The organism is Streptococcus sp. V913, from assembly GCF_054353455.1.
In genome coordinates, this window is record NZ_JBTHHX010000001.1 from 277397 (window position 1) to 294446 (window position 17050).

The following is a 17050-nucleotide window of genomic DNA, read 5'->3' on the forward strand; positions in this document are numbered from 1 at the left end:
TTAACTCTCTTTTAGAGATTATTTATTTTTACGGCTTACAAAGTACAATCCACTAGTCACTGCCATCAAAGCAAGTCCTGCAACTACTGCTGCGCTAGATGCTTTTTCACCAGTGTTAGGAAGTTGAGGTTTTGGACCTGGTTTTCCTGGTTCATTTGGTTTTCCTGGTTCATTTGGTTTACCTGGTGTTGGTTTTTCTGGAGTGTGTGTATTTGTGATATTGAAGCCTTCTACTTTAGATGAATAACCTTCAACCGGCACTTCTTCTACAGAGTACTTGAATTCTGTACCTTTAGTATCTTTATAACGCTCAAGACCTGTAAACTCATAAGTCCAACCAGTTGCTTCTGAAGCTACCGCAGTCTTACCAGTGTCTTGACCATCGGCAAGAAGTTTCACTGTGATAGATGCTGGACGGATACCGTCTTTGTTCTCTTCATCTTTCCAGATCTTCTTACCTTTTACAGATGTTTTCTCTGGTGTGTATTCATTGGTAACTGTGTACTTACCATCTTTGTCCGTAGTAACTGTTGAGGTATATTCTTTTACAGCCACTTCTTTGACAGTGTACTTGATTTCTGTACCATTTTCATACTTAGGAAGTGCTTTTGATTCGAACTTCCAACCAGTTGCTTCTGAAACTTCAATTTCTTGAACGAGTTCAGCTTTTTCGCCTTCACCCTTAAAGATTTGAACTTTCACTTTATCTGCACGTTTGCCGCTTTGGTTGTTGTTATCTTTCCACACCTTAGTTCCTGAAAGAACGACTGTTTCTATGTCATGAGTGTTTGTCACCACTTGACCAGTCACAGACTCTTTGTAACCAGCTGGTACATCTACTTCCTTGATTGAGTAAGTGATTTCTTTACCAGCTTCGTATTGTGGAAGATTTGTGAAGGATGCTACCCAAGTGTTAGCGTCTGTCTTATCCTTAGCTGTCAAGGTTAATTTCTTACCTTCAACAGCTACTGGATCTGCATCTCCTACTTTTTTATAAAGTTGAACCGTTACGGACTCAGGACGTTTGCCGTCTTGGTTGTTCGCGTCGTTCCATACTTTTGTTACCTTGTAGTCGATTGCTTTTGGAGTATACTTGTTGGTAATATTAAAGTCAGTAATAGAAGATTCATACTCTGAAACTTTTTCTTCTGTTACAGTGTATTTAATCTCTTTACCATTCTTATATTTTGCAAGATTTGTAAATTCAACAGACCAAGTGCCGTCTGGTGCAGCTTGAATCTCTTTTGAATCAACTTTCTCACCGTCTGCTAAAAGATTGATTGTAATCTTAGTTGGACGTTTGCCATCTTGGTTATTCGCATCATCCCAGTTCTTGGTTGCTTTTACAACAACTTTTTCTGGAGAATAGCTATTTGTGATGGTGAATCCTGAGGTTGCATCTCCAGTAACGTCAGGAGTATATCCAGTAACAGTTACTTCTGCTACTGTGTAGGCAATCGCTTTACCAGCTTTGTTCACATCAAGATCTGTGAAGCTTCCTGACCAGTTATTGTCTTTATTGAGTTTAAGGGTCTTACCTGTGTCTTGACCATCGGCAAGGAGTTTAACGGTGATAGAATCTGGACGTTTGCCGTCTTGGTTCTCGGCATCATTCCAAACTTTCTTCACTGGAACTTGAGTCTTACCTGGTGTGTAGCTATTGGTAATAGTGAAACCAGTTGTGGAATCTCCTGTTACCTTAGACTCATATTCTGCGACTGAAACTTCTTCGATAGTGTACTTGATCGCTTTACCAGCTTTGTTCACATCAAGATCTGTGAAGCTTCCTGACCAGTTATTGTCTTTATTGAGTTCGAGGGTCTTACCTGTGTCTTGACCATCGGCAAGGAGTTTAACGGTGATAGAATCTGGACGTTTGCCGTCTTGGTTCTCGGCATCATTCCAAACTTTCTTCACTGGTACTTGAGTCTTACCTGGTGTGTAGCTATTAGTAATGGTGAAGCCAGTTGAGGCATCTCCTGTTACTTTAGACTCATATTCTGCGACTGAAACTTCTTCGATTGTATAGGCGATTGGAGTGCCACCTTTATCTGCATCCAGATCGGTGAAAATAGCTTGCCAGTTGTTCGCAGCATTCAATTCACGTGTTTGACCAGTTTCAACACCATCTGCTAGAAGTTTAACAGTAATAGAGCCCGGACGTTTGCCATCTTGGTTCTCGCCATCATTCCAAACTTTCTTCACTGGAACCTGTGTTTTAGCTGGTGTGTAAACATTAGTGAAACTTGTGCTACCATCACTTGCATCACTGCGGTATTCAACCGTTTTATGCAATTTACCTTGACCATCATCGGTTACAGTTACTGTAGCTGTGACGGTCTTGGCATCGTAGGTGATACCATTTTCAGTTGTCCCAGCTTTTACTTCCTTGATAGTGTAAGTATAAGTACCTGCTTCATCGAAGGTCAATTCATGAAACTTAACTTTTCCATCTGCATCATTCTTCGCTGTTTCAACATTACCAGCCTGGTCTGTCAACGTAAATTCGAACTCATTTTCTTGAGCTCCTGTCGTACGACCAGTCAACTGCTTAGTTACTTCAAGAATGACCTTAGCATTAGTTGCTTTATAAGTATTTTTGAATGTCTGAATTCCACCATCAGTAGCTCTATTCACTGCATCAGTAAGTGATGGTACAAGATTAGAACTAGGTGCTGAAGAGACCAAATTAGCTGACGGAAGTGCCACAGCAGTAATAGGATGATACAATACTGTCGCAACCAGTTTACCTTTTCCATCATCTGTTACACTTACTGTGACTGGTACTGTTCTAACATCGTAAGTCACACCATCGATGGTTTGACCAGCATTCACTTCAACAACAGTAAATTCGTGTTCACTCGCTTTATCGAAAGGAATATCTTTGAAGACTACGCGACCAGCTGCATCGTTCTTAGCTCTTTGAACTTCTTGGCCATTTTTGTCTTTCAAGATAAATTCAAATTCTTCGTTTTGAAGAGGTGTTGGACGACCACCCACCAATTCTTTTTTGACTTCAATATCAGCCTTAGTTGGTGAAGTACCATAGGTGTTTGTGACAGTTAAATCAGCTGTTTGATTGGCTGTATAACCATCTACAGCAGTGACAAGATTGCCATCTTCATCGACTTCCATCACACTATAAGTGTACTTCACACCGTGCTCATCTGTCGCAGGAAGGTCTGTCCATTCTATAGTTCCATCTGTTTTGGGAACTTCTTTTTGACTAACACCAACTACTTCTTCAATCGCTCCACCTTCTGGCGTACGATAGAGTTTGAAGTAGACAGTTGGACGAATATGTTCCTGACCGCCAACCCAGATTTTCTTAGCCGTCACGTTTGTCTTTGGAACTTCGTAAGTGTTGGTGACTTTGTTGTTTCCGTTATAGGATACAACATAGCTGTTGTCGCCTACTTTGACTTTCTCTCCTTCTTTCAGAGGAAGACCCGTCTGATTTTCAAGTTCTCGAACAGAATAAACTAGCTTGCTTCCATCAACATCACGTTCAGGAAGTTGATTTTTCCATTTATAAGTGTAAACACCATTAGACTCTGTCACTTCAGGGGTGTAGTTCCCAGTAACAGGTTTTGCATCTGCAACAGTTTGTCCTTCTTTGTGCACATACAAACCGAGTTTGACTTCTTTGTAGTCAGTTGCTTTTCCGTTTTTCCAAGTCTTGGTTGCTTCAAAGTCAACTGTCACACGTTTGTTAGAGATATTGAGGGGAACACCTTTTCCATCTTTCATCTCCACTTCAAACTCTTGACTATTTACCTGATAGCCTGATTTAGGAGTTTTTTCTTTAACAATATACTTACCATCACTGAGAGCCTCTGAAAGAGCAATTCCGTCTTTATCTGTTGTAACGGTATCAACCAAATTATTAGTGGTTTTCTCACGGATTTCAAAGACAACGCCTGCCAACTTAACATCTGCATCCGCTTCATCGTATTTTGTGATTTTGATCTTTCCAGCAATATCAGCAGTAACAGTTGCACCTACAGATTTAACCGACTTTAAATTAAACGTTGCCTCTGTTCTGGTTCCGGTACTACCTCCGTATTTTTCCCAAATAAGTTGTGGTTGGTTATCAATCAAGTACTGCGCTGAGTTACTTATCGTTGAAGTATCTGCTGGTGAGGACGTATCATACGTTAAGAAAAAGCTCTTTGTTCCCATATTAGTCGGCATGAGCAACTCAAATCCTCGTTTCCCGTTGACAAAGGTCAACAAAGCTTTTTTATCTGAGTTAGCCTTGTATACCTCCGGATCGGTTGTGATTTCGTATTCATCACCTAAATGTTTAAGAGCAGATGAATTCGTATTCGTCGTTTTGAATTCCGCTTCATGCAGAGAGAAAGTACCTTCCACATAGTTAGCAAAGGCTCCCTTTGAAACGTCATCTGTAATCTTCACCACATGTCCAGTCATATCTTTCTTAGCGCGATTAATCTTCATCTGAAAATGTGCTCTCGCCTTATTGTTATCGTTATAACCGTACTTTGTAATAGTTTCTCCAATCACGTCAGTCTGTTCATATTTATCCACTTTATACGTGATGGTCTGTGTTTTACCATCTGGCAAAACATAAGTAACCGTTTTCCCCTCTTTTTGGAGTGTTTCAGTTGCTTCTGCAACAAAGTCCCCACGGATATTCTGCTTGTCCTTCACCTTGTCATTGAAGGTAAATACCAGCCGATGGTTAGCATTATCCACCTGGACAGTCCCCATTTTGATATTTGACGTCGAATCAATCAAATCCAGACTACCATCCGTCAAACTCAAGTTATCTGGAGCCTTTACGATAAAGTAATCTCCAGGCTTAATCACGTTCGCCTGTACACCAGGGAATGAGAATTCACCTGAATATTTCAATTTCATCGAAGTATCATTTGAACCATGAATTCCTTCAGTCTTGCTTCCTGTAGATGCTATAGTAATCTCCAACTTCTCGACATGGGCCTTATCGGTAACATCAGTTGCAGCATGTGCTTCACCTGTCGGGAAGAACATCAGCAATAGCAAAAGAGGGAATACTAGAAAACCTAGTACTTTCTTTAGTTTATCCATAAAAAATCCTTTCTATTTGATTAAATTTAATTGAGAAGTATGTCACATCTGTTCAGTAGGCAACACCCCTTTCAATTGCTAGATTTACCATAAGACTCTTCCTATGGTAGCTGCGACGGTTACTTGCTATGGCTAGTAATACTGCTCAAAGTAATGATTTAATTTAATCTTTAATAGGATTTCTTACTCACTTATGAATGAAAACTCGCAAAATATCATTCATCTTATTATACCATAACCTCAAGTATTATATTAATTTTTCATGAATATTCCTTAAAGAAAAAATTTACAGTTTGTCTACTTCCATCATGACATACATAGTGAGTTCATATTGGTGTTTAAGGTATTTGGATTATAAAAGTTCTCAAATATTATAAATTTCAAGGTATATTATCAACAAAAACATTTTCTAAAATATAATCTAGAATAAGCTCATGGAAGATGGATAGTTTTAAATTATATATTATGCAATGCACACTTTGTTCTTTATACATCATTTTAAAGTTTTTATTACATTATTTTTCCTATTATAGTTTAGCAAAATAGACACTTTTTATATCATTCATTAGGAGAATTGTTGATTCTATGTTATAATTTATCTAGTAATATAAACAATATTAAAATATTTTATCGCTGTAATTCTTTACCAACAGTTTCTTTTAAGTTGTCAATTTTATCTAATATTTTAATCGATACCTATTCACAATTTATTTCATAGAAAGGGCGCTTATGACTAAAGATACTCGAAATTCTATCATTTCTGCTTTTATATCACTAGCTAAACAAAATCCTCAAAGTAGTTCCTTCACAATGAGTGAAATTGCTAAAAAAGCGGGTATTTCAAGACAAGCGATTTATCAAAAACATTTTCATAACTATGATGATATTATCAAATATATTCACGAACAAGCAGATCAACAAATTTTCCAGATATTTAATAATTATTGTTCAAGAAGGGATGGAAATCCGATTGAGTGTTTTGCAAATTTTGCGATTCCTTTGATCTATGAAAATAGGAATATCATTCGAACACTTTTTATAACTCAAGCAGATCCTGGTTGGAAGGAGTTCCTAAGAGATACTTATTCAAAATGGATTCTAAAGAATGTCCACTACAACAAGGAATTTGACTTTAGTGAAGATGACATGACCTATGTCGTCACAAACATGATTATCACTTTTATTGAAGCTTGGATACGAAAAGAGAACCCTACTCCACCAGAAAAGTTTAAAAAAACGTTTCTCCTATTAACAACAATATCTCTTCGAGACTATATGATTTTACAAGAAAAGGATAGTGAGTAAAATTCACTATCCTTCTCTCATTTCCCACCTTTAAAGGCATCCACCATTACCTGAAATTCTTCATTTGTAAGAGTAATTCCCTTGCCCATTTTAGTATGATCTGGGCTCCAAGCGCGAATGTCAAACTTTGCAGGGGCTCCATTAAAGCTGACGCGATTGATTTCCTTGGTCCATCCTTTTTCATTTTCAGACAGGGTCAGTAAGTGTTCTTCGATTTCAAATGTAAATTCTGCCATTTTGTTCTCCTTTTAAGTTTTCATTAGATTATTCGAAAAATCTTGTAGTTTTTAGAAAAATTTTATATAATGTGGATATGTAAGGAGGGAGGATTCTATGAGACAGGCATTCCAACTAGTTCTAGATAAACTACATAGTTTTCTCAATGGGAATGATGATCATCCTCAAATCGAGGACAACTCCCTCACTGCTATGATTGAACAAGCCATCCAGAAAAAGACGGCTGTTCATGTGATACTTGCAGAAACAAGTTTTACGGGTGATATTATCAAACACGACGCCAATCGCCAACAAATTATCGTCAAGAATTTTTCAAAAAACGTGACTCGAATCATTCGTATCAGTGATATTAAACGGCTTCGTTTTGTTCCCTCAACCGTACAACAAGCTCAGAAAAGTCTATTTAAGAAAGAGTGAGATGTTCATTGCATCCCACTCTTTTTCTTAACGGATTTGTTCAAAATGAAGATGAACGGAGATATGGTCGCCATAACCACTTCTCTCCAAATCGCGTTGCAAGCGATAAGAGATATAGTGCTCTGCAATGGTAATGTAGCCAGCTCCAAGTAAGCGGTGCTCAACCATTGACTGGATCATGCTGATAGTCGCACGTTCCACTTTTGCTTCCTCCAAGTCCAAAACGACTTTTTTAGTAACTTGTGCAAGGTTTTGACGCAAATCATCTGTCAAAACATAAACGGTTTGAGCTGCTTTTAGGACAGCTTGGTAAATTTTATCTGGATCAAATTCAGCAATTTCTCCATTACGTTTGATTACTTGCATAAGGTTCTCCTTTATTCTTTGTTTTCTTTGATTTCAGCCAGCATTTTTTCTTCTTCGGCTGTTAGTTGATAGTTTTCTAGCAAGTCAGGTCTGCGCTCGTAGGTTTTCTTTAGGCTCTCATACAGTCGCCACTGACGAATCTTTTCATGGTGTCCACTCATGAGCACATCTGGAACCACCATGCCACGATAGTCATAAGGACGTGTGTACTGAGGATATTCGAGGAGTCCCGAAGAAAAACTGTCATCTTGGTGGCTAGACTCCTTGCCAATCACTTCAGGAATCAGGCGAACGGTCGCATCGATCATGGTCATGGCCGCCAATTCTCCTCCAGTCAAGACATAGTCTCCTAGGGAAATCTCATCGGTTACCAGGGTCTTGATGCGCTCGTCATACCCTTCATAGTGACCACAAATAAAGATCAGTTCATCTTCCTGAGCCAAATCCTCAGCGTAAGCTTGATCGAACTGTTTCCCAGCAGGATCAAGAAGAATGACGCGGGGATGTTTCTTTTCAATAGCATCAAAGGCATCAAAAATAGGTTGGGCTCGGAGCAACATCCCCTGACCGCCTCCGTATGGCTCATCGTCAACATGACGGGCCTTTTCAGCATATTCTCTGAAATTATGATACTGGATATCCAAGAGCCCTTTTTCTCGAGCCTTTCCAACAATCGAGTGTTCCAACGGAGAAAACATCTCTGGAAAGAGGGTTAAAATATCAATCTTCATCATCTAACCCTTCTAAGATGTCCACATCAACCCGCTTGTTTGGAATATCAACATTGAGAACTACTGGCGGAATGTAAGGTAAAAGCAAATCTCGCTTGCCTTTTCGCTTGACCACCCAGACATCATTGGCACCTGGTTGCAGGATTTCCTTGACGGTTCCAATCAAGTTTTCCCCCTCGTAAACATCCAAACCGATAATCTCGTGATAATAGAATTCACCATCATCTAAATCGTTCAAATCTTCCTCAGCGACCTTGAGACTATAACCCTTGTACTTTTCAATCGCATTGATATGGTACATATCTTTGAATTTGATAATGTCAAAATTCTTATGCTTACGGTGGCTAGCGATGGTCACTGTTTGGATAAACTGATCTTTTTCATCAAATAAAGCCAGCTCTGCCCCTTTTTTAAAACGTTCCTCGGCAAAATCCGTCACAGACAAGACACGCATCTCACCCCGCAAACCTTGCGTATTAACGATTTTTCCAACATTAAAGTAGTTCATCTTGTCTCCTATATCTATTTCTATCCTTTATTTTATCACGTTCCAAAGATTTTCACAAGTTGAAGAAAATCAGCTATAACCCCAAAATAGCTAGTAGTTTCCTCTTTAATGTTAATTTATATTTGAAAGAAGAAATATTTATATTCCCGTTATACATATTACTATAAAATGTATACTCCCCAATTTGACCTTGACTTGTCTTCCATTTCATTCTTAAACTAGGTATAGTCTCAGGTAAATTTGTATGAATCAATAAGCATGTATAATTTTTTAAATTTTTAACTGTATGTATTTTATCTTGAACGACTAAACGATTACTTTTTGAATCATAGATTAAAGAATAAAATTCTACAATTTCAATATCAACTTCTTTTGGATAAAAAATCAAATGGTTATAATGTTTATCATTTTTATTATGTTTAAACTCATAAATATGATGAAATCTCGTATGTAAGGAATCAAATTCGATTGGTTTAATTGCCTGAATTTCGATATTATTAATATAGGCCTTATTCTGGAAACTAATTTTTAAAATTACACCTATAAAAGTCGAAATCTGTATGATTCGTAATAACCAATCAATATACATCGCCCAGTCTATTTTTAAAAAATAATCAGTGTCCAATATTTCTCAAATCTCCCTCCAAAAAACTTTCCAAATCTCGTTCATGTTGGTACTTAATGGCAGCCTTCTTATCTTTGTCAAAGATGCTTTTGGTTAGGTCAATATGATTGATGGCCGCAATTGCGACAGTGTAGTGAATGATATCTGCCAGTTCTTTGGCTAGTTCCTCATTTGAGTCCTGAACGCCCTATTTTCGACCAGAGCGCCCATTCAAGACCTCAGCTACTGCTCCGACTTCCTCCACTAACTTGATAAAGAGGCCTTCCTCAGTTCGAGACTGCTGATAATGTTCGAGTAAGTAGGCTTGTAATTGTCTTATCGTTAAATCCTTCATCTTCTCCTCCTCACAAAAAAGCGAGACATCTGTCCCGCTTTTTTATTTTTCATCGATAACGATTCTTACTTTCTTGTCTTCAGTTGGGACAGAGTAGACAATCGTTCTTATCGCTGAGATAGTGCGACCCTTACGACCGATAACACGACCGACATCGCTTTGGTCAAGATCCAAGTGATACTCCAAAAACTCTGGTGTGTCTTCAATCTTGATAGTTAAGGCATCAGGTTGTGAAATCAAAGGTTTCACAATCGCAATAATGAGATTTTCAATCGTATCCATCTGTCAACCTACTTTAAACTTATTTTGAGAATTTAGAATCGTGGAATTTTTTCAATACGCCTTCTTTTGAAAGGATGTTGCGAACTGTATCTGAAGGTTGAGCTCCATCAGCCAACCATGCAAGAACGCGGTCTTCTTTCAAAGTTACTTGGTTTTCAGCAACAAGTGGGTTGTAAGTACCAACTGTTTCGATGAAACGTCCATCACGTGGTGAACGTGAGTCTGCTACGTTGATACGGTAGAAAGGTTTTTTCTTAGAACCCATACGAGTCAAACGGATTTTAACTGCCATTTTTTAATGTCTCTTTTCTTATTTTTTATTTCGGTGAAATAGCTGAGCTATTTAGCACATGTTCTATTATAGCAGATTTTTAACAGGTGTCAAGAAAAAAACTTGACAGAGTTTTAATTTTTTACTACTAGAAATTTTTAGTAAAATCATTAACATTTGAAATCACCTCTCTTTTAGGGTACAATGGTAGAAATGAATTTTTGAGAGGAAAACAATGAAAAAACTAGCAACCCTTCTTTTACTATCAACTGTTGCCCTTGCTGGGTGCACTAGTATCCAACGTGGTCTGCGTGGTGATGACTATGTCGACTCCAGTATCTCTGCTGAAGAAAGCTCAAAAGCAGCTGCTCAGGCTGCCAAAGATTTGAATGACGCTTTGACCAATGATAATGCTAACTTCCCTCAACTTTCTAAGGAAGTTGCTGAAGATGAAGCTGAGGTCATTTTACACACAAATCAAGGCGATATCCGTATCAAACTCTTTCCAAAAATAGCACCTCTTGCGGTTGAAAACTTCCTTACTCACGCTAAAGAAGGCTACTATAACGGCATCACCTTCCACCGTGTCATCGATGGCTTTATGGTCCAAACTGGAGATCCTAAGGGAGATGGTACAGGCGGCCAATCTATCTGGCATGATAAGGATAAAACGAAGGACAAGGGAACTGGTTTTAAAAATGAAATCTCTCCTTACCTATACAATATCCGAGGAGCCCTTGCTATGGCTAACACTGGTCAACCAAACACCAACGGTAGCCAGTTCTTCATCAACCAAAACTCAACAGATATTTCTGCTAAACTCCCTACTAGCAAGTATCCAAAGAAAATCATCGAAGCTTATAAAGAGGGCGGAAATCCTAGCCTAGATGGCAAACATCCTGTCTTTGGTCAAGTGATTGAGGGCATGGATGTTGTCGATAAGATTGCCAAGGCTGAAAAAGATGAAAAAGATAAACCGACTTCTGCTATCACCATTGATAGTATCGAAGTGGTGAAAGACTACGACTTCAGCAAAAAATAAGCCATCAACAGATAAGGAGACGATGATATGATTCTATTTTGGGGTTCTAAAGGTTATCAGAAAGATTTGGGACATACGCAAACTGCAATCGAATGTGGTCACTGCAACAATACAGATACTTGGGAAATTGTAGAAACTGGACGCAAGTTCACACTCTACTGGATTCCACTTTTCCCTTATGGTAAGAGTTACTTCGTTTCTTGTCCGATTTGCCACTACGGTAAAGAAATTGAGAAATCTGAAGTTGAAAGCTTTTTAAATTACTAGTCAAAAAAGCCAAGTCATTTCGACTTGGCCTTTTTAGTGCTTTTAAGTTAGCTTGTTAAAGTCCCAGATTTGGTCCATCCAGCCTTCATAAAAGTCTGGTTCGTGACAAACCATAAGAATGCTTCCTTTGTATTCTTTAAGCGCCCGTTTGAGTTCTTCCTTAGCATCTACATCCAAGTGATTAGTCGGCTCATCCAGCACTAAAACGTTGTTTTCACGGTTCATCAAGAGACAGAAACGCACCTTGGCCTGTTCCCCACCTGACAAGACCTGAATCTGACTTTCGATATGCTTGGTCGTCAAACCACAACGAGCAAGGGCTGCACGAACTTCTGCTTGGTTAAGTGCAGGAAAGGCATTCCATACAGCCTCAAGAGGAGTTTGGCGATTCCCACCTTCTACTTCCTGTTCAAAGTAACCAAGTTCTAGGTAGTCACCGCGTTCGACTTCTCCAGCGATTGGTGGAATAATACCCAAGAGAGACTTCAAGAGAGTTGTTTTCCCGATACCATTTGCCCCAATAATGGCAACCTTTTGATTGCGTTCAAAGGTAAGATTTAAAGGTTTGGTCAGAGGACGGTCATAACCAATCTGCAAGTCCTTGGCTTGGAAGATAAAGCGCCCAGGGGTACGAGCTGGTTTGAAATCAAAGGACGGTTTTGGCTTCTCACTTTGCAGTTCGATAATATCCATCTTGTCGAGTTTCTTTTGACGGGACATGGCCATATTACGCGTTGCAACACGCGCTTTGTTTCGAGCCACGAAATCCTTGAGGTCTGCAATCTCTTTCTGTTGACGTTCATAGGCCGCTTCTAGCTGAGATTTCTTCATAGCATAGACTTCTTGGAACTGGTAGTAGTCACCAGAATAGCGAGTCAATTGTTGATTTTCCACATGGTAGACGATATTAATCACGTCGTTGAGGAAAGGAATATCGTGCGAAATAAGAACAAAGGCATTCTCATAGTTTTGGAGATAACGCTTGAGCCAGTCAATGTGTTCAGCATCCAAGTAGTTGGTTGGCTCGTCAAGCAACAAAATATCTGGTTTTTCAAGGAGAAGTTTAGCCAAAAGGACCTTGGTTCTTTGTCCACCTGATAATGCTGTTACATCCGTATCCATGCCATAGTCCATGACACCGAGAGCACGCGCTACTTCATCAATCTTAGCATCCAAAGTATAGAAGTCACGACTCTCCAAACGGTCTTGGAGTTCGCCAACTTCTTCCATCAGCGCGTCGATATCTGCACCCTCTTCTGCCATCTCCATATAGAGGTCATTGATACGTGCTTCTGCTTTAAATAGCTCATCAAAGGCCGTACGGAGCACATCACGAACAGTTTGACCTTCCTTTAGCACAGCGTGCTGGTCCAGATAGCCAGCAGTCACATATTTGGACCACTCCACCTTCCCTTCATCTGGCAACATCTTACCAGTCACGATGCTCATAAAGGTTGATTTTCCCTCACCATTGGCACCGACTAAACCGATGTGTTCACCCTTGAGGAGACGGAAAGACACATCTTCAAAAATTGCACGGTCACCAAAACCGTGACTCAGATTTTTAACTTCTAAAATACTCATTCTAATTCCTTATCTTGTTTTTATGCAATCCTTTATAGAGGAGCCAAGCCAGATAGCCTCCCAAGGTGTTGGTCCACAAATCATCAATCTCAAAGACGCGATTAAAATCAAAGAAAAAGTCTAAGATCAGTTGCGTACACTCAATTCCCAGACTCAGTAAAAAACTGAGAAGGAGGATTTTTTTCGTTTGCTGCAAGTTTGGACAGAGATAAATCAGTTGAAAGACCAGAGGGAAAAGCAAGAAAACATTCAAGAGGTTCTGCAAAAAGATCCAAATGACTTGTCCCAAACTAGTCACTTCACCCAGATTCCACAGGGAGTTTAAGGGAGTTAAAAGAAAAACCAGGCGTCCAAAAGTTTGAATACCTGGAGTTTCCACTCCTGTAGGAAGTTGAGGCTGGGGTGTAAAACAAAAACAGACAATGCAAAGACTGTAAGTAGCCACTCCCAATCTCAAGATTAATTCTCTTTTTTTAGTCATTTTATGGCTTTACCGCTGCGACTGCCTTCTGGCGGTCACGTTTCATTGTATTGGAGCGCAATTGTCCACAAGCTGCATCAATGTCTGTACCATGTTCTTGACGAACAACACAGTTGACCCCTTTTTTCTTGAGGGTATCGTAGAAGGCCATCACGCGCTCTTTAGGACTACGGCTATATTGGTCATGTTCACTAACTGGGTTATAGGGAATCAAGTTTACATAAGACAATTTCTTGATATTTTTGAGCAATTCCGCCAGCTCCAAGGCTTGTTCAACACCGTCGTTGACTTCATTGAGCATGATGTATTCAAAGGTCACACGGCGATTGGTTGTTTCGATATAGTACTCAATAGCAGCAAAGAGTTTTTCAATCGGAAAGGCACGGTTAATTTTCATGATGCTTGAACGAAGATCATTGTTTGGTGCGTGAAGGGAAACAGCGAGATTAACCTGTACGCCTTCATTAGCAAAGTCACGAATTTTATGGGCCAAACCTGAAGTTGAAACTGTGATGTGACGAGCACCGATAGCCATCCCCTTGTCATCATTGATGGTACGGACAAAATTCAAAACATTGTTGTAGTTATCAAACGGTTCACCAATTCCCATGACAACGATATGGCTGACACGTTCGTCCTGGCCACGCTCATCAAAGTATTTCTGAACCAGCATAATCTGCGCTACAATTTCCCCGTTATTAAGGTCACGTTGCTTCTTAATCAAACCAGAGGCACAGAAGGTACAACCGATATTACAACCGACCTGAGTGGTCACACAGACTGACAAACCGTAGTGTTGACGCATCAGTACTGTCTCAATCAACATGCCATCTGGCAACTCAAAAAGATACTTAACGGTACCGTCAGCTGACTCTTGCACAATTCGTTGTTTCAAAGGATTTACGACAAACTGCTCATTGAGCTTAGCAATCAAATCCTTGGAAAGATTGGTCATTTCTTCAAATGACTGGACACGTTTACGGTAGAGCCATTCCCAGATTTGATCTGCACGGAATTTCTTTTCTCCTTGTTCTAATACCCATTCTTGCATGGTTTGACGTGTTAAACTATAAATAGACGGTTTCATCTCTTCTCCTTATTCTCTATCTATTTCTGACGAATGACAAAATGGCGCTGTCCCTTGTCCTCTTTCTGAGACTTTTGGTCCTTATGACGACGTCTATTTCGCTTATCCGCATTTGGTTTTCTCTTGTTTTGCGAAGGTTTCTTGCCTCTTCTAGGAAGGTTCTCCTCCTCTTTTTTACGCATTTTCTTGTCAAATGAAGCCCGTTTCGGTGCTTGATTTTCAAGGACAAAATAGGCACAGCCATAACTACAGTACTCTAAAAGATAGTCCTGTAACCGGCTGATCTTTTCATTTTTTTCCTCTGTTCGGTCGTCTTTATAAAAGCCACGTAGACGGAGCTGTTCATTGCTCCAGTCCCCCACGACATAATCAAACTTGGTCAACACTTCTGAAAAGCGCTGATTAAAGACTGTCACATCGAAAGCATCCTTGATATTTTCAACCAAGGTAAAAGCAATCCCTTCAGTCTCAACCTTATCCCCATTTACCTGAAATTCTGGGCCAGGAAACTTGTTATAGTTGTATAATTCAGGTGCAATTTCTTTACGCATAGTTTTCCTTTTCCACGATTACTTAACACTCTATTCTACCATATTTTCTAGCAGTTGGCACGAATATCCTGAAAATGAAAAAAGTCTGACGATTCTGTCAGACTTCTGCTTTATAACCTTAAAAAGAGAAGAACAATTCTTCCCTCCATATTTTATTATTTAGCTGCTGCGTAAAGCTCATCTACCTTGTTCCAGTTAATGACTGAGAAGAAAGCTTTGATATAGTCAGGACGCACGTTGCGGTATTTGACATAGTAAGCATGTTCCCAAACGTCCAAGCCCAAGATTGGTTTTTTACCTTCTGAGATTGGTGTGTCTTGGTTGGCTGTAGAAGTCACTTCAAGCTTCCCTTCTTTGTTGACAACCAACCATGCCCAGCCAGAACCAAAGCGAGTTGTAGCTGCTGCTGTAAAGGCTGCTTGGAACTCTTCAAATGAACCAAATGTTGCATCGATTGCTGCTGCAAGTTCTACTGAAGGAGCTGTTTTTTCAGGAGTCATCAATTCCCAGAAAAGAGCGTGGTTCAAGTGTCCACCACCATTGTTGATAAGCGCCTGACGGATATCAGCTGGGATAGAGTCTACATCAGCAAGCAAGGCTTCAAGGTCTTCACCGATTTCAGGGTGTTTTTCAAGAGCAGTATTCGCATTGTTGACGTAGGTTTGATGGTGCTTGTCATGGTGCAAGTGCATTGTTTCTGCATCGATATATGGTTCCAAGGCGTCATATGCGTATGGAAGGTCTGGTAAGATAATAGCCATCTGTAATACCTCTTTTTCTTTCTATATGAAGATGATAACGCAATCATCCTCTTTTTTCAAGTTTTTTGCTCATTACGCTTGGCTAGATATCTGTAACAGCGCTCTCTCAAAAAGGTAGCCTTTTTCATAGACCCCTGTCTTAATCTGGTAGTCTGTTTCAATCAAATAAGAAATCGCTCGCTTGAGAAAAGCCAAGGAAATCCCTCTCGAATCTCTGAATGCGAACTTGATTTGATAAGGATTAGGATTGCGTCCCAAGTAAGTTCCCAGACTGCTTGCAATCTGTGATTCCGTCTGACCAGTCTCTGATAAAATTTTCACCTGGGTAAAAGTTCGAAACTGTCCTAACATGACCGCTATGAGCTTGATTTCGTCCTCCCCTTGCAAGGTCAAATCTCTAACCAAGTCACGGGCCTGATCAATCTTTTTATCTAAAATAAGCTGAGTCAAATCAAAAATGTTGTCCTGCAGGGTCTTGGGAATAGCCTCGACAATATCCTTCTCCTCAATCACTCCGTCGGACTTATAAGACTGCAAAAAAAGGAGATTTTTCTGGATTTCACTAAATTGAAAACCAGACTTGATGAGTAGATTTTCAAAGGATTGCCCCACAAACTGCAAACCTTGTTTTTGGCTCCATTTTTGGAAATACTGGCGGAGTTCTTGTTCCTTGGGTTCAATAGCATCAAAGACAGTCGCATCTCGTTTGAGCAATTTGACCAGCCGTCTTTTACTATCTAGCTTTCCTTCCGCAAATATCAATAACTTGGTTGTTGGCGAAGGGTTATCAAGGTATGCCTCAAATGACTTGAGCTCATCATCTGTTAAAAAACGTTTCTTGGTTGTTGTGATATCGACAAAATGGTCTAATATCACGATTTTCTCATCCGCAAAGAAGGGAAGGCTGACCAACTCCAGTTCCACATCCTTGTAGACCACTTCTTTCATATCAAAGTATGCAAAGTTGAGATCAGCTGGATCATAACCAATCTGCTTCAGCACTTGACTCTTCATCACTTCAAACTGGCCCAGGTCTGTCCCTGTAAATAAGTTCAAGCTAGATAGACTTGATAAAGTCAACTTCTGACTGTCTTCAATGGCAAGCATCTTCTCTCCTTTCTTCTGATT

At 39.7% G+C, this 17050-nt stretch carries 18 protein-coding genes and 1 pseudogene; 4 read left to right on the forward strand and 15 right to left on the reverse strand.

Translation table 11 applies throughout. The features are described 5' to 3' along the window. Positions 1–18 precede the first annotated feature (18 nt). Positions 19–5073, reverse strand: a complete 5055-nt coding sequence (locus tag ACXYSL_RS01370; RefSeq protein WP_458623757.1) for a Cna B-type domain-containing protein — start codon at positions 5071–5073, stop codon at positions 19–21. A 729-nt stretch (positions 5074–5802) separates the two neighbouring features. Between ACXYSL_RS01370 and ACXYSL_RS01375 the strand changes: the two genes are divergently transcribed. Next, positions 5803–6378: a TetR/AcrR family transcriptional regulator gene (locus ACXYSL_RS01375; RefSeq protein WP_458623758.1), complete on the forward strand. Its 576-nt coding sequence runs from the start codon at positions 5803–5805 to the stop codon at positions 6376–6378. 17 nt (positions 6379–6395) lie between these two features. Here ACXYSL_RS01375 and ACXYSL_RS01380 read toward each other — a convergent pair whose 3' ends face one another. Beyond that, the gene (locus ACXYSL_RS01380) at positions 6396–6614 is read right to left on the reverse strand and encodes a YdbC family protein (protein ID WP_084920649.1); all 219 of its coding nucleotides are present in this window, start codon (positions 6612–6614) and stop codon (positions 6396–6398) included. Positions 6615–6711: 97 nt separating this feature from the next. Between ACXYSL_RS01380 and ACXYSL_RS01385 the strand changes: the two genes are divergently transcribed. Beyond that, positions 6712–7032 carry a hypothetical protein gene (locus ACXYSL_RS01385; RefSeq protein WP_001248070.1) on the forward strand — a complete coding sequence of 107 codons (321 nt, stop codon included), beginning with the start codon at positions 6712–6714 and terminating at the stop codon, positions 7030–7032. Between the two features lie 27 nt (positions 7033–7059). Here ACXYSL_RS01385 and ACXYSL_RS01390 read toward each other — a convergent pair whose 3' ends face one another. The 7 genes and pseudogenes from ACXYSL_RS01390 to rpsP all read right to left on the reverse strand — a co-directional run bounded on the left by ACXYSL_RS01390 (position 7060) and on the right by rpsP (position 10170). Continuing rightward, a complete protein-coding gene (locus ACXYSL_RS01390; RefSeq protein ID WP_458623759.1) occupies positions 7060–7398 on the reverse strand; it encodes an ATP cone domain-containing protein in 339 nt (112 codons plus the stop codon). Positions 7399–7409: 11 nt separating this feature from the next. After that, entirely contained in the window at positions 7410–8129 is a 720-nt protein-coding gene (gene trmD, locus ACXYSL_RS01395) for a tRNA (guanosine(37)-N1)-methyltransferase TrmD (protein WP_458624007.1), read from the reverse strand. Continuing rightward, the gene (gene rimM / locus ACXYSL_RS01400) at positions 8119–8637 is read right to left on the reverse strand and encodes a ribosome maturation factor RimM (protein WP_458623760.1); all 519 of its coding nucleotides are present in this window, start codon (positions 8635–8637) and stop codon (positions 8119–8121) included. Before rimM ends, trmD begins: the two co-directional genes overlap by 11 nt. Positions 8638–8710: 73 nt before the next feature. After that, positions 8711–9262, reverse strand: coding sequence for a hypothetical protein (locus ACXYSL_RS01405; RefSeq protein ID WP_195216450.1), 552 nt, complete (start codon positions 9260–9262; stop codon positions 8711–8713). Then, positions 9252–9596, reverse strand: a pseudogene (locus ACXYSL_RS01410) (MazG nucleotide pyrophosphohydrolase domain-containing protein). Before ACXYSL_RS01410 ends, ACXYSL_RS01405 begins: the two are co-directional and overlap by 11 nt. Positions 9597–9638: 42 nt before the next feature. Continuing rightward, positions 9639–9878 (reverse strand): RNA-binding protein KphA, encoded by a 240-nt coding sequence (gene kphA, locus ACXYSL_RS01415; protein ID WP_000379617.1) that lies wholly within the window; start codon positions 9876–9878, stop codon positions 9639–9641. A gap of 19 nt (positions 9879–9897) precedes the next feature. Continuing rightward, complete coding sequence (gene rpsP / locus ACXYSL_RS01420; protein WP_000268760.1) at positions 9898–10170, reverse strand: 30S ribosomal protein S16; 273 nt, start codon at positions 10168–10170, stop codon at positions 9898–9900. Positions 10171–10384: 214 nt separating this feature from the next. Between rpsP and ACXYSL_RS01425 the strand changes: the two genes are divergently transcribed. After that, the gene (locus ACXYSL_RS01425) at positions 10385–11191 is read left to right on the forward strand and encodes a peptidylprolyl isomerase (protein ID WP_458623761.1); all 807 of its coding nucleotides are present in this window, start codon (positions 10385–10387) and stop codon (positions 11189–11191) included. Between the two features lie 27 nt (positions 11192–11218). Further along, positions 11219–11458 carry a zinc-ribbon domain-containing protein gene (locus ACXYSL_RS01430; protein WP_458623762.1) on the forward strand — a complete coding sequence of 80 codons (240 nt, stop codon included), beginning with the start codon at positions 11219–11221 and terminating at the stop codon, positions 11456–11458. Between the two features lie 42 nt (positions 11459–11500). Here ACXYSL_RS01430 and ACXYSL_RS01435 read toward each other — a convergent pair whose 3' ends face one another. The 6 genes from ACXYSL_RS01435 to holA all read right to left on the reverse strand — a co-directional run bounded on the left by ACXYSL_RS01435 (position 11501) and on the right by holA (position 17029). Beyond that, entirely contained in the window at positions 11501–13042 is a 1542-nt protein-coding gene (locus ACXYSL_RS01435) for an ABC-F family ATP-binding cassette domain-containing protein (RefSeq protein ID WP_200371236.1), read from the reverse strand. Between the two features lies 1 nt (position 13043). Next, the gene (locus ACXYSL_RS01440) at positions 13044–13523 is read right to left on the reverse strand and encodes a VanZ family protein (protein ID WP_458623763.1); all 480 of its coding nucleotides are present in this window, start codon (positions 13521–13523) and stop codon (positions 13044–13046) included. 1 nt (position 13524) lies between these two features. Further along, positions 13525–14610, reverse strand: coding sequence for a 23S rRNA (adenine(2503)-C(2))-methyltransferase RlmN (gene rlmN, locus ACXYSL_RS01445; RefSeq protein WP_458623764.1), 1086 nt, complete (start codon positions 14608–14610; stop codon positions 13525–13527). A gap of 20 nt (positions 14611–14630) precedes the next feature. Further along, positions 14631–15161, reverse strand: coding sequence for a YutD family protein (locus ACXYSL_RS01450; RefSeq protein ID WP_084975092.1), 531 nt, complete (start codon positions 15159–15161; stop codon positions 14631–14633). 155 nt (positions 15162–15316) lie between these two features. Then, positions 15317–15922 carry a superoxide dismutase SodA gene (sodA, locus tag ACXYSL_RS01455; RefSeq protein ID WP_458623765.1) on the reverse strand — a complete coding sequence of 202 codons (606 nt, stop codon included), beginning with the start codon at positions 15920–15922 and terminating at the stop codon, positions 15317–15319. 72 nt (positions 15923–15994) lie between these two features. Beyond that, the gene (gene holA, locus ACXYSL_RS01460) at positions 15995–17029 is read right to left on the reverse strand and encodes a DNA polymerase III subunit delta (protein ID WP_458623766.1); all 1035 of its coding nucleotides are present in this window, start codon (positions 17027–17029) and stop codon (positions 15995–15997) included. Positions 17030–17050 lie beyond the last annotated feature (21 nt).

Coding starts and splice junctions, on each gene's coding strand:
- ACXYSL_RS01390 (WP_458623759.1), bottom strand. CDS start 7,398: ATGCAAGTAATCAAACGTAATGGAGAAATTGCTGAATTTGATCCAGAT.
- rlmN (WP_458623764.1), bottom strand. CDS start 14,610: ATGAAACCGTCTATTTATAGTTTAACACGTCAAACCATGCAAGAATGG.
- sodA (WP_458623765.1), bottom strand. CDS start 15,922: ATGGCTATTATCTTACCAGACCTTCCATACGCATATGACGCCTTGGAA.
- ACXYSL_RS01435 (WP_200371236.1), bottom strand. CDS start 13,042: ATGAGTATTTTAGAAGTTAAAAATCTGAGTCACGGTTTTGGTGACCGT.
- ACXYSL_RS01425 (WP_458623761.1), top strand. CDS start 10,385: ATGAAAAAACTAGCAACCCTTCTTTTACTATCAACTGTTGCCCTTGCT.
- kphA (WP_000379617.1), bottom strand. CDS start 9,878: ATGGATACGATTGAAAATCTCATTATTGCGATTGTGAAACCTTTGATT.
- holA (WP_458623766.1), bottom strand. CDS start 17,029: ATGCTTGCCATTGAAGACAGTCAGAAGTTGACTTTATCAAGTCTATCT.
- ACXYSL_RS01370 (WP_458623757.1), bottom strand. CDS start 5,073: ATGGATAAACTAAAGAAAGTACTAGGTTTTCTAGTATTCCCTCTTTTG.
- ACXYSL_RS01430 (WP_458623762.1), top strand. CDS start 11,219: ATGATTCTATTTTGGGGTTCTAAAGGTTATCAGAAAGATTTGGGACAT.
- ACXYSL_RS01450 (WP_084975092.1), bottom strand. CDS start 15,161: ATGCGTAAAGAAATTGCACCTGAATTATACAACTATAACAAGTTTCCT.
- ACXYSL_RS01385 (WP_001248070.1), top strand. CDS start 6,712: ATGAGACAGGCATTCCAACTAGTTCTAGATAAACTACATAGTTTTCTC.
- ACXYSL_RS01440 (WP_458623763.1), bottom strand. CDS start 13,523: ATGACTAAAAAAAGAGAATTAATCTTGAGATTGGGAGTGGCTACTTAC.
- rpsP (WP_000268760.1), bottom strand. CDS start 10,170: ATGGCAGTTAAAATCCGTTTGACTCGTATGGGTTCTAAGAAAAAACCT.
- ACXYSL_RS01380 (WP_084920649.1), bottom strand. CDS start 6,614: ATGGCAGAATTTACATTTGAAATCGAAGAACACTTACTGACCCTGTCT.
- ACXYSL_RS01375 (WP_458623758.1), top strand. CDS start 5,803: ATGACTAAAGATACTCGAAATTCTATCATTTCTGCTTTTATATCACTA.
- rimM (WP_458623760.1), bottom strand. CDS start 8,637: ATGAACTACTTTAATGTTGGAAAAATCGTTAATACGCAAGGTTTGCGG.
- trmD (WP_458624007.1), bottom strand. CDS start 8,129: ATGAAGATTGATATTTTAACCCTCTTTCCAGAGATGTTTTCTCCGTTG.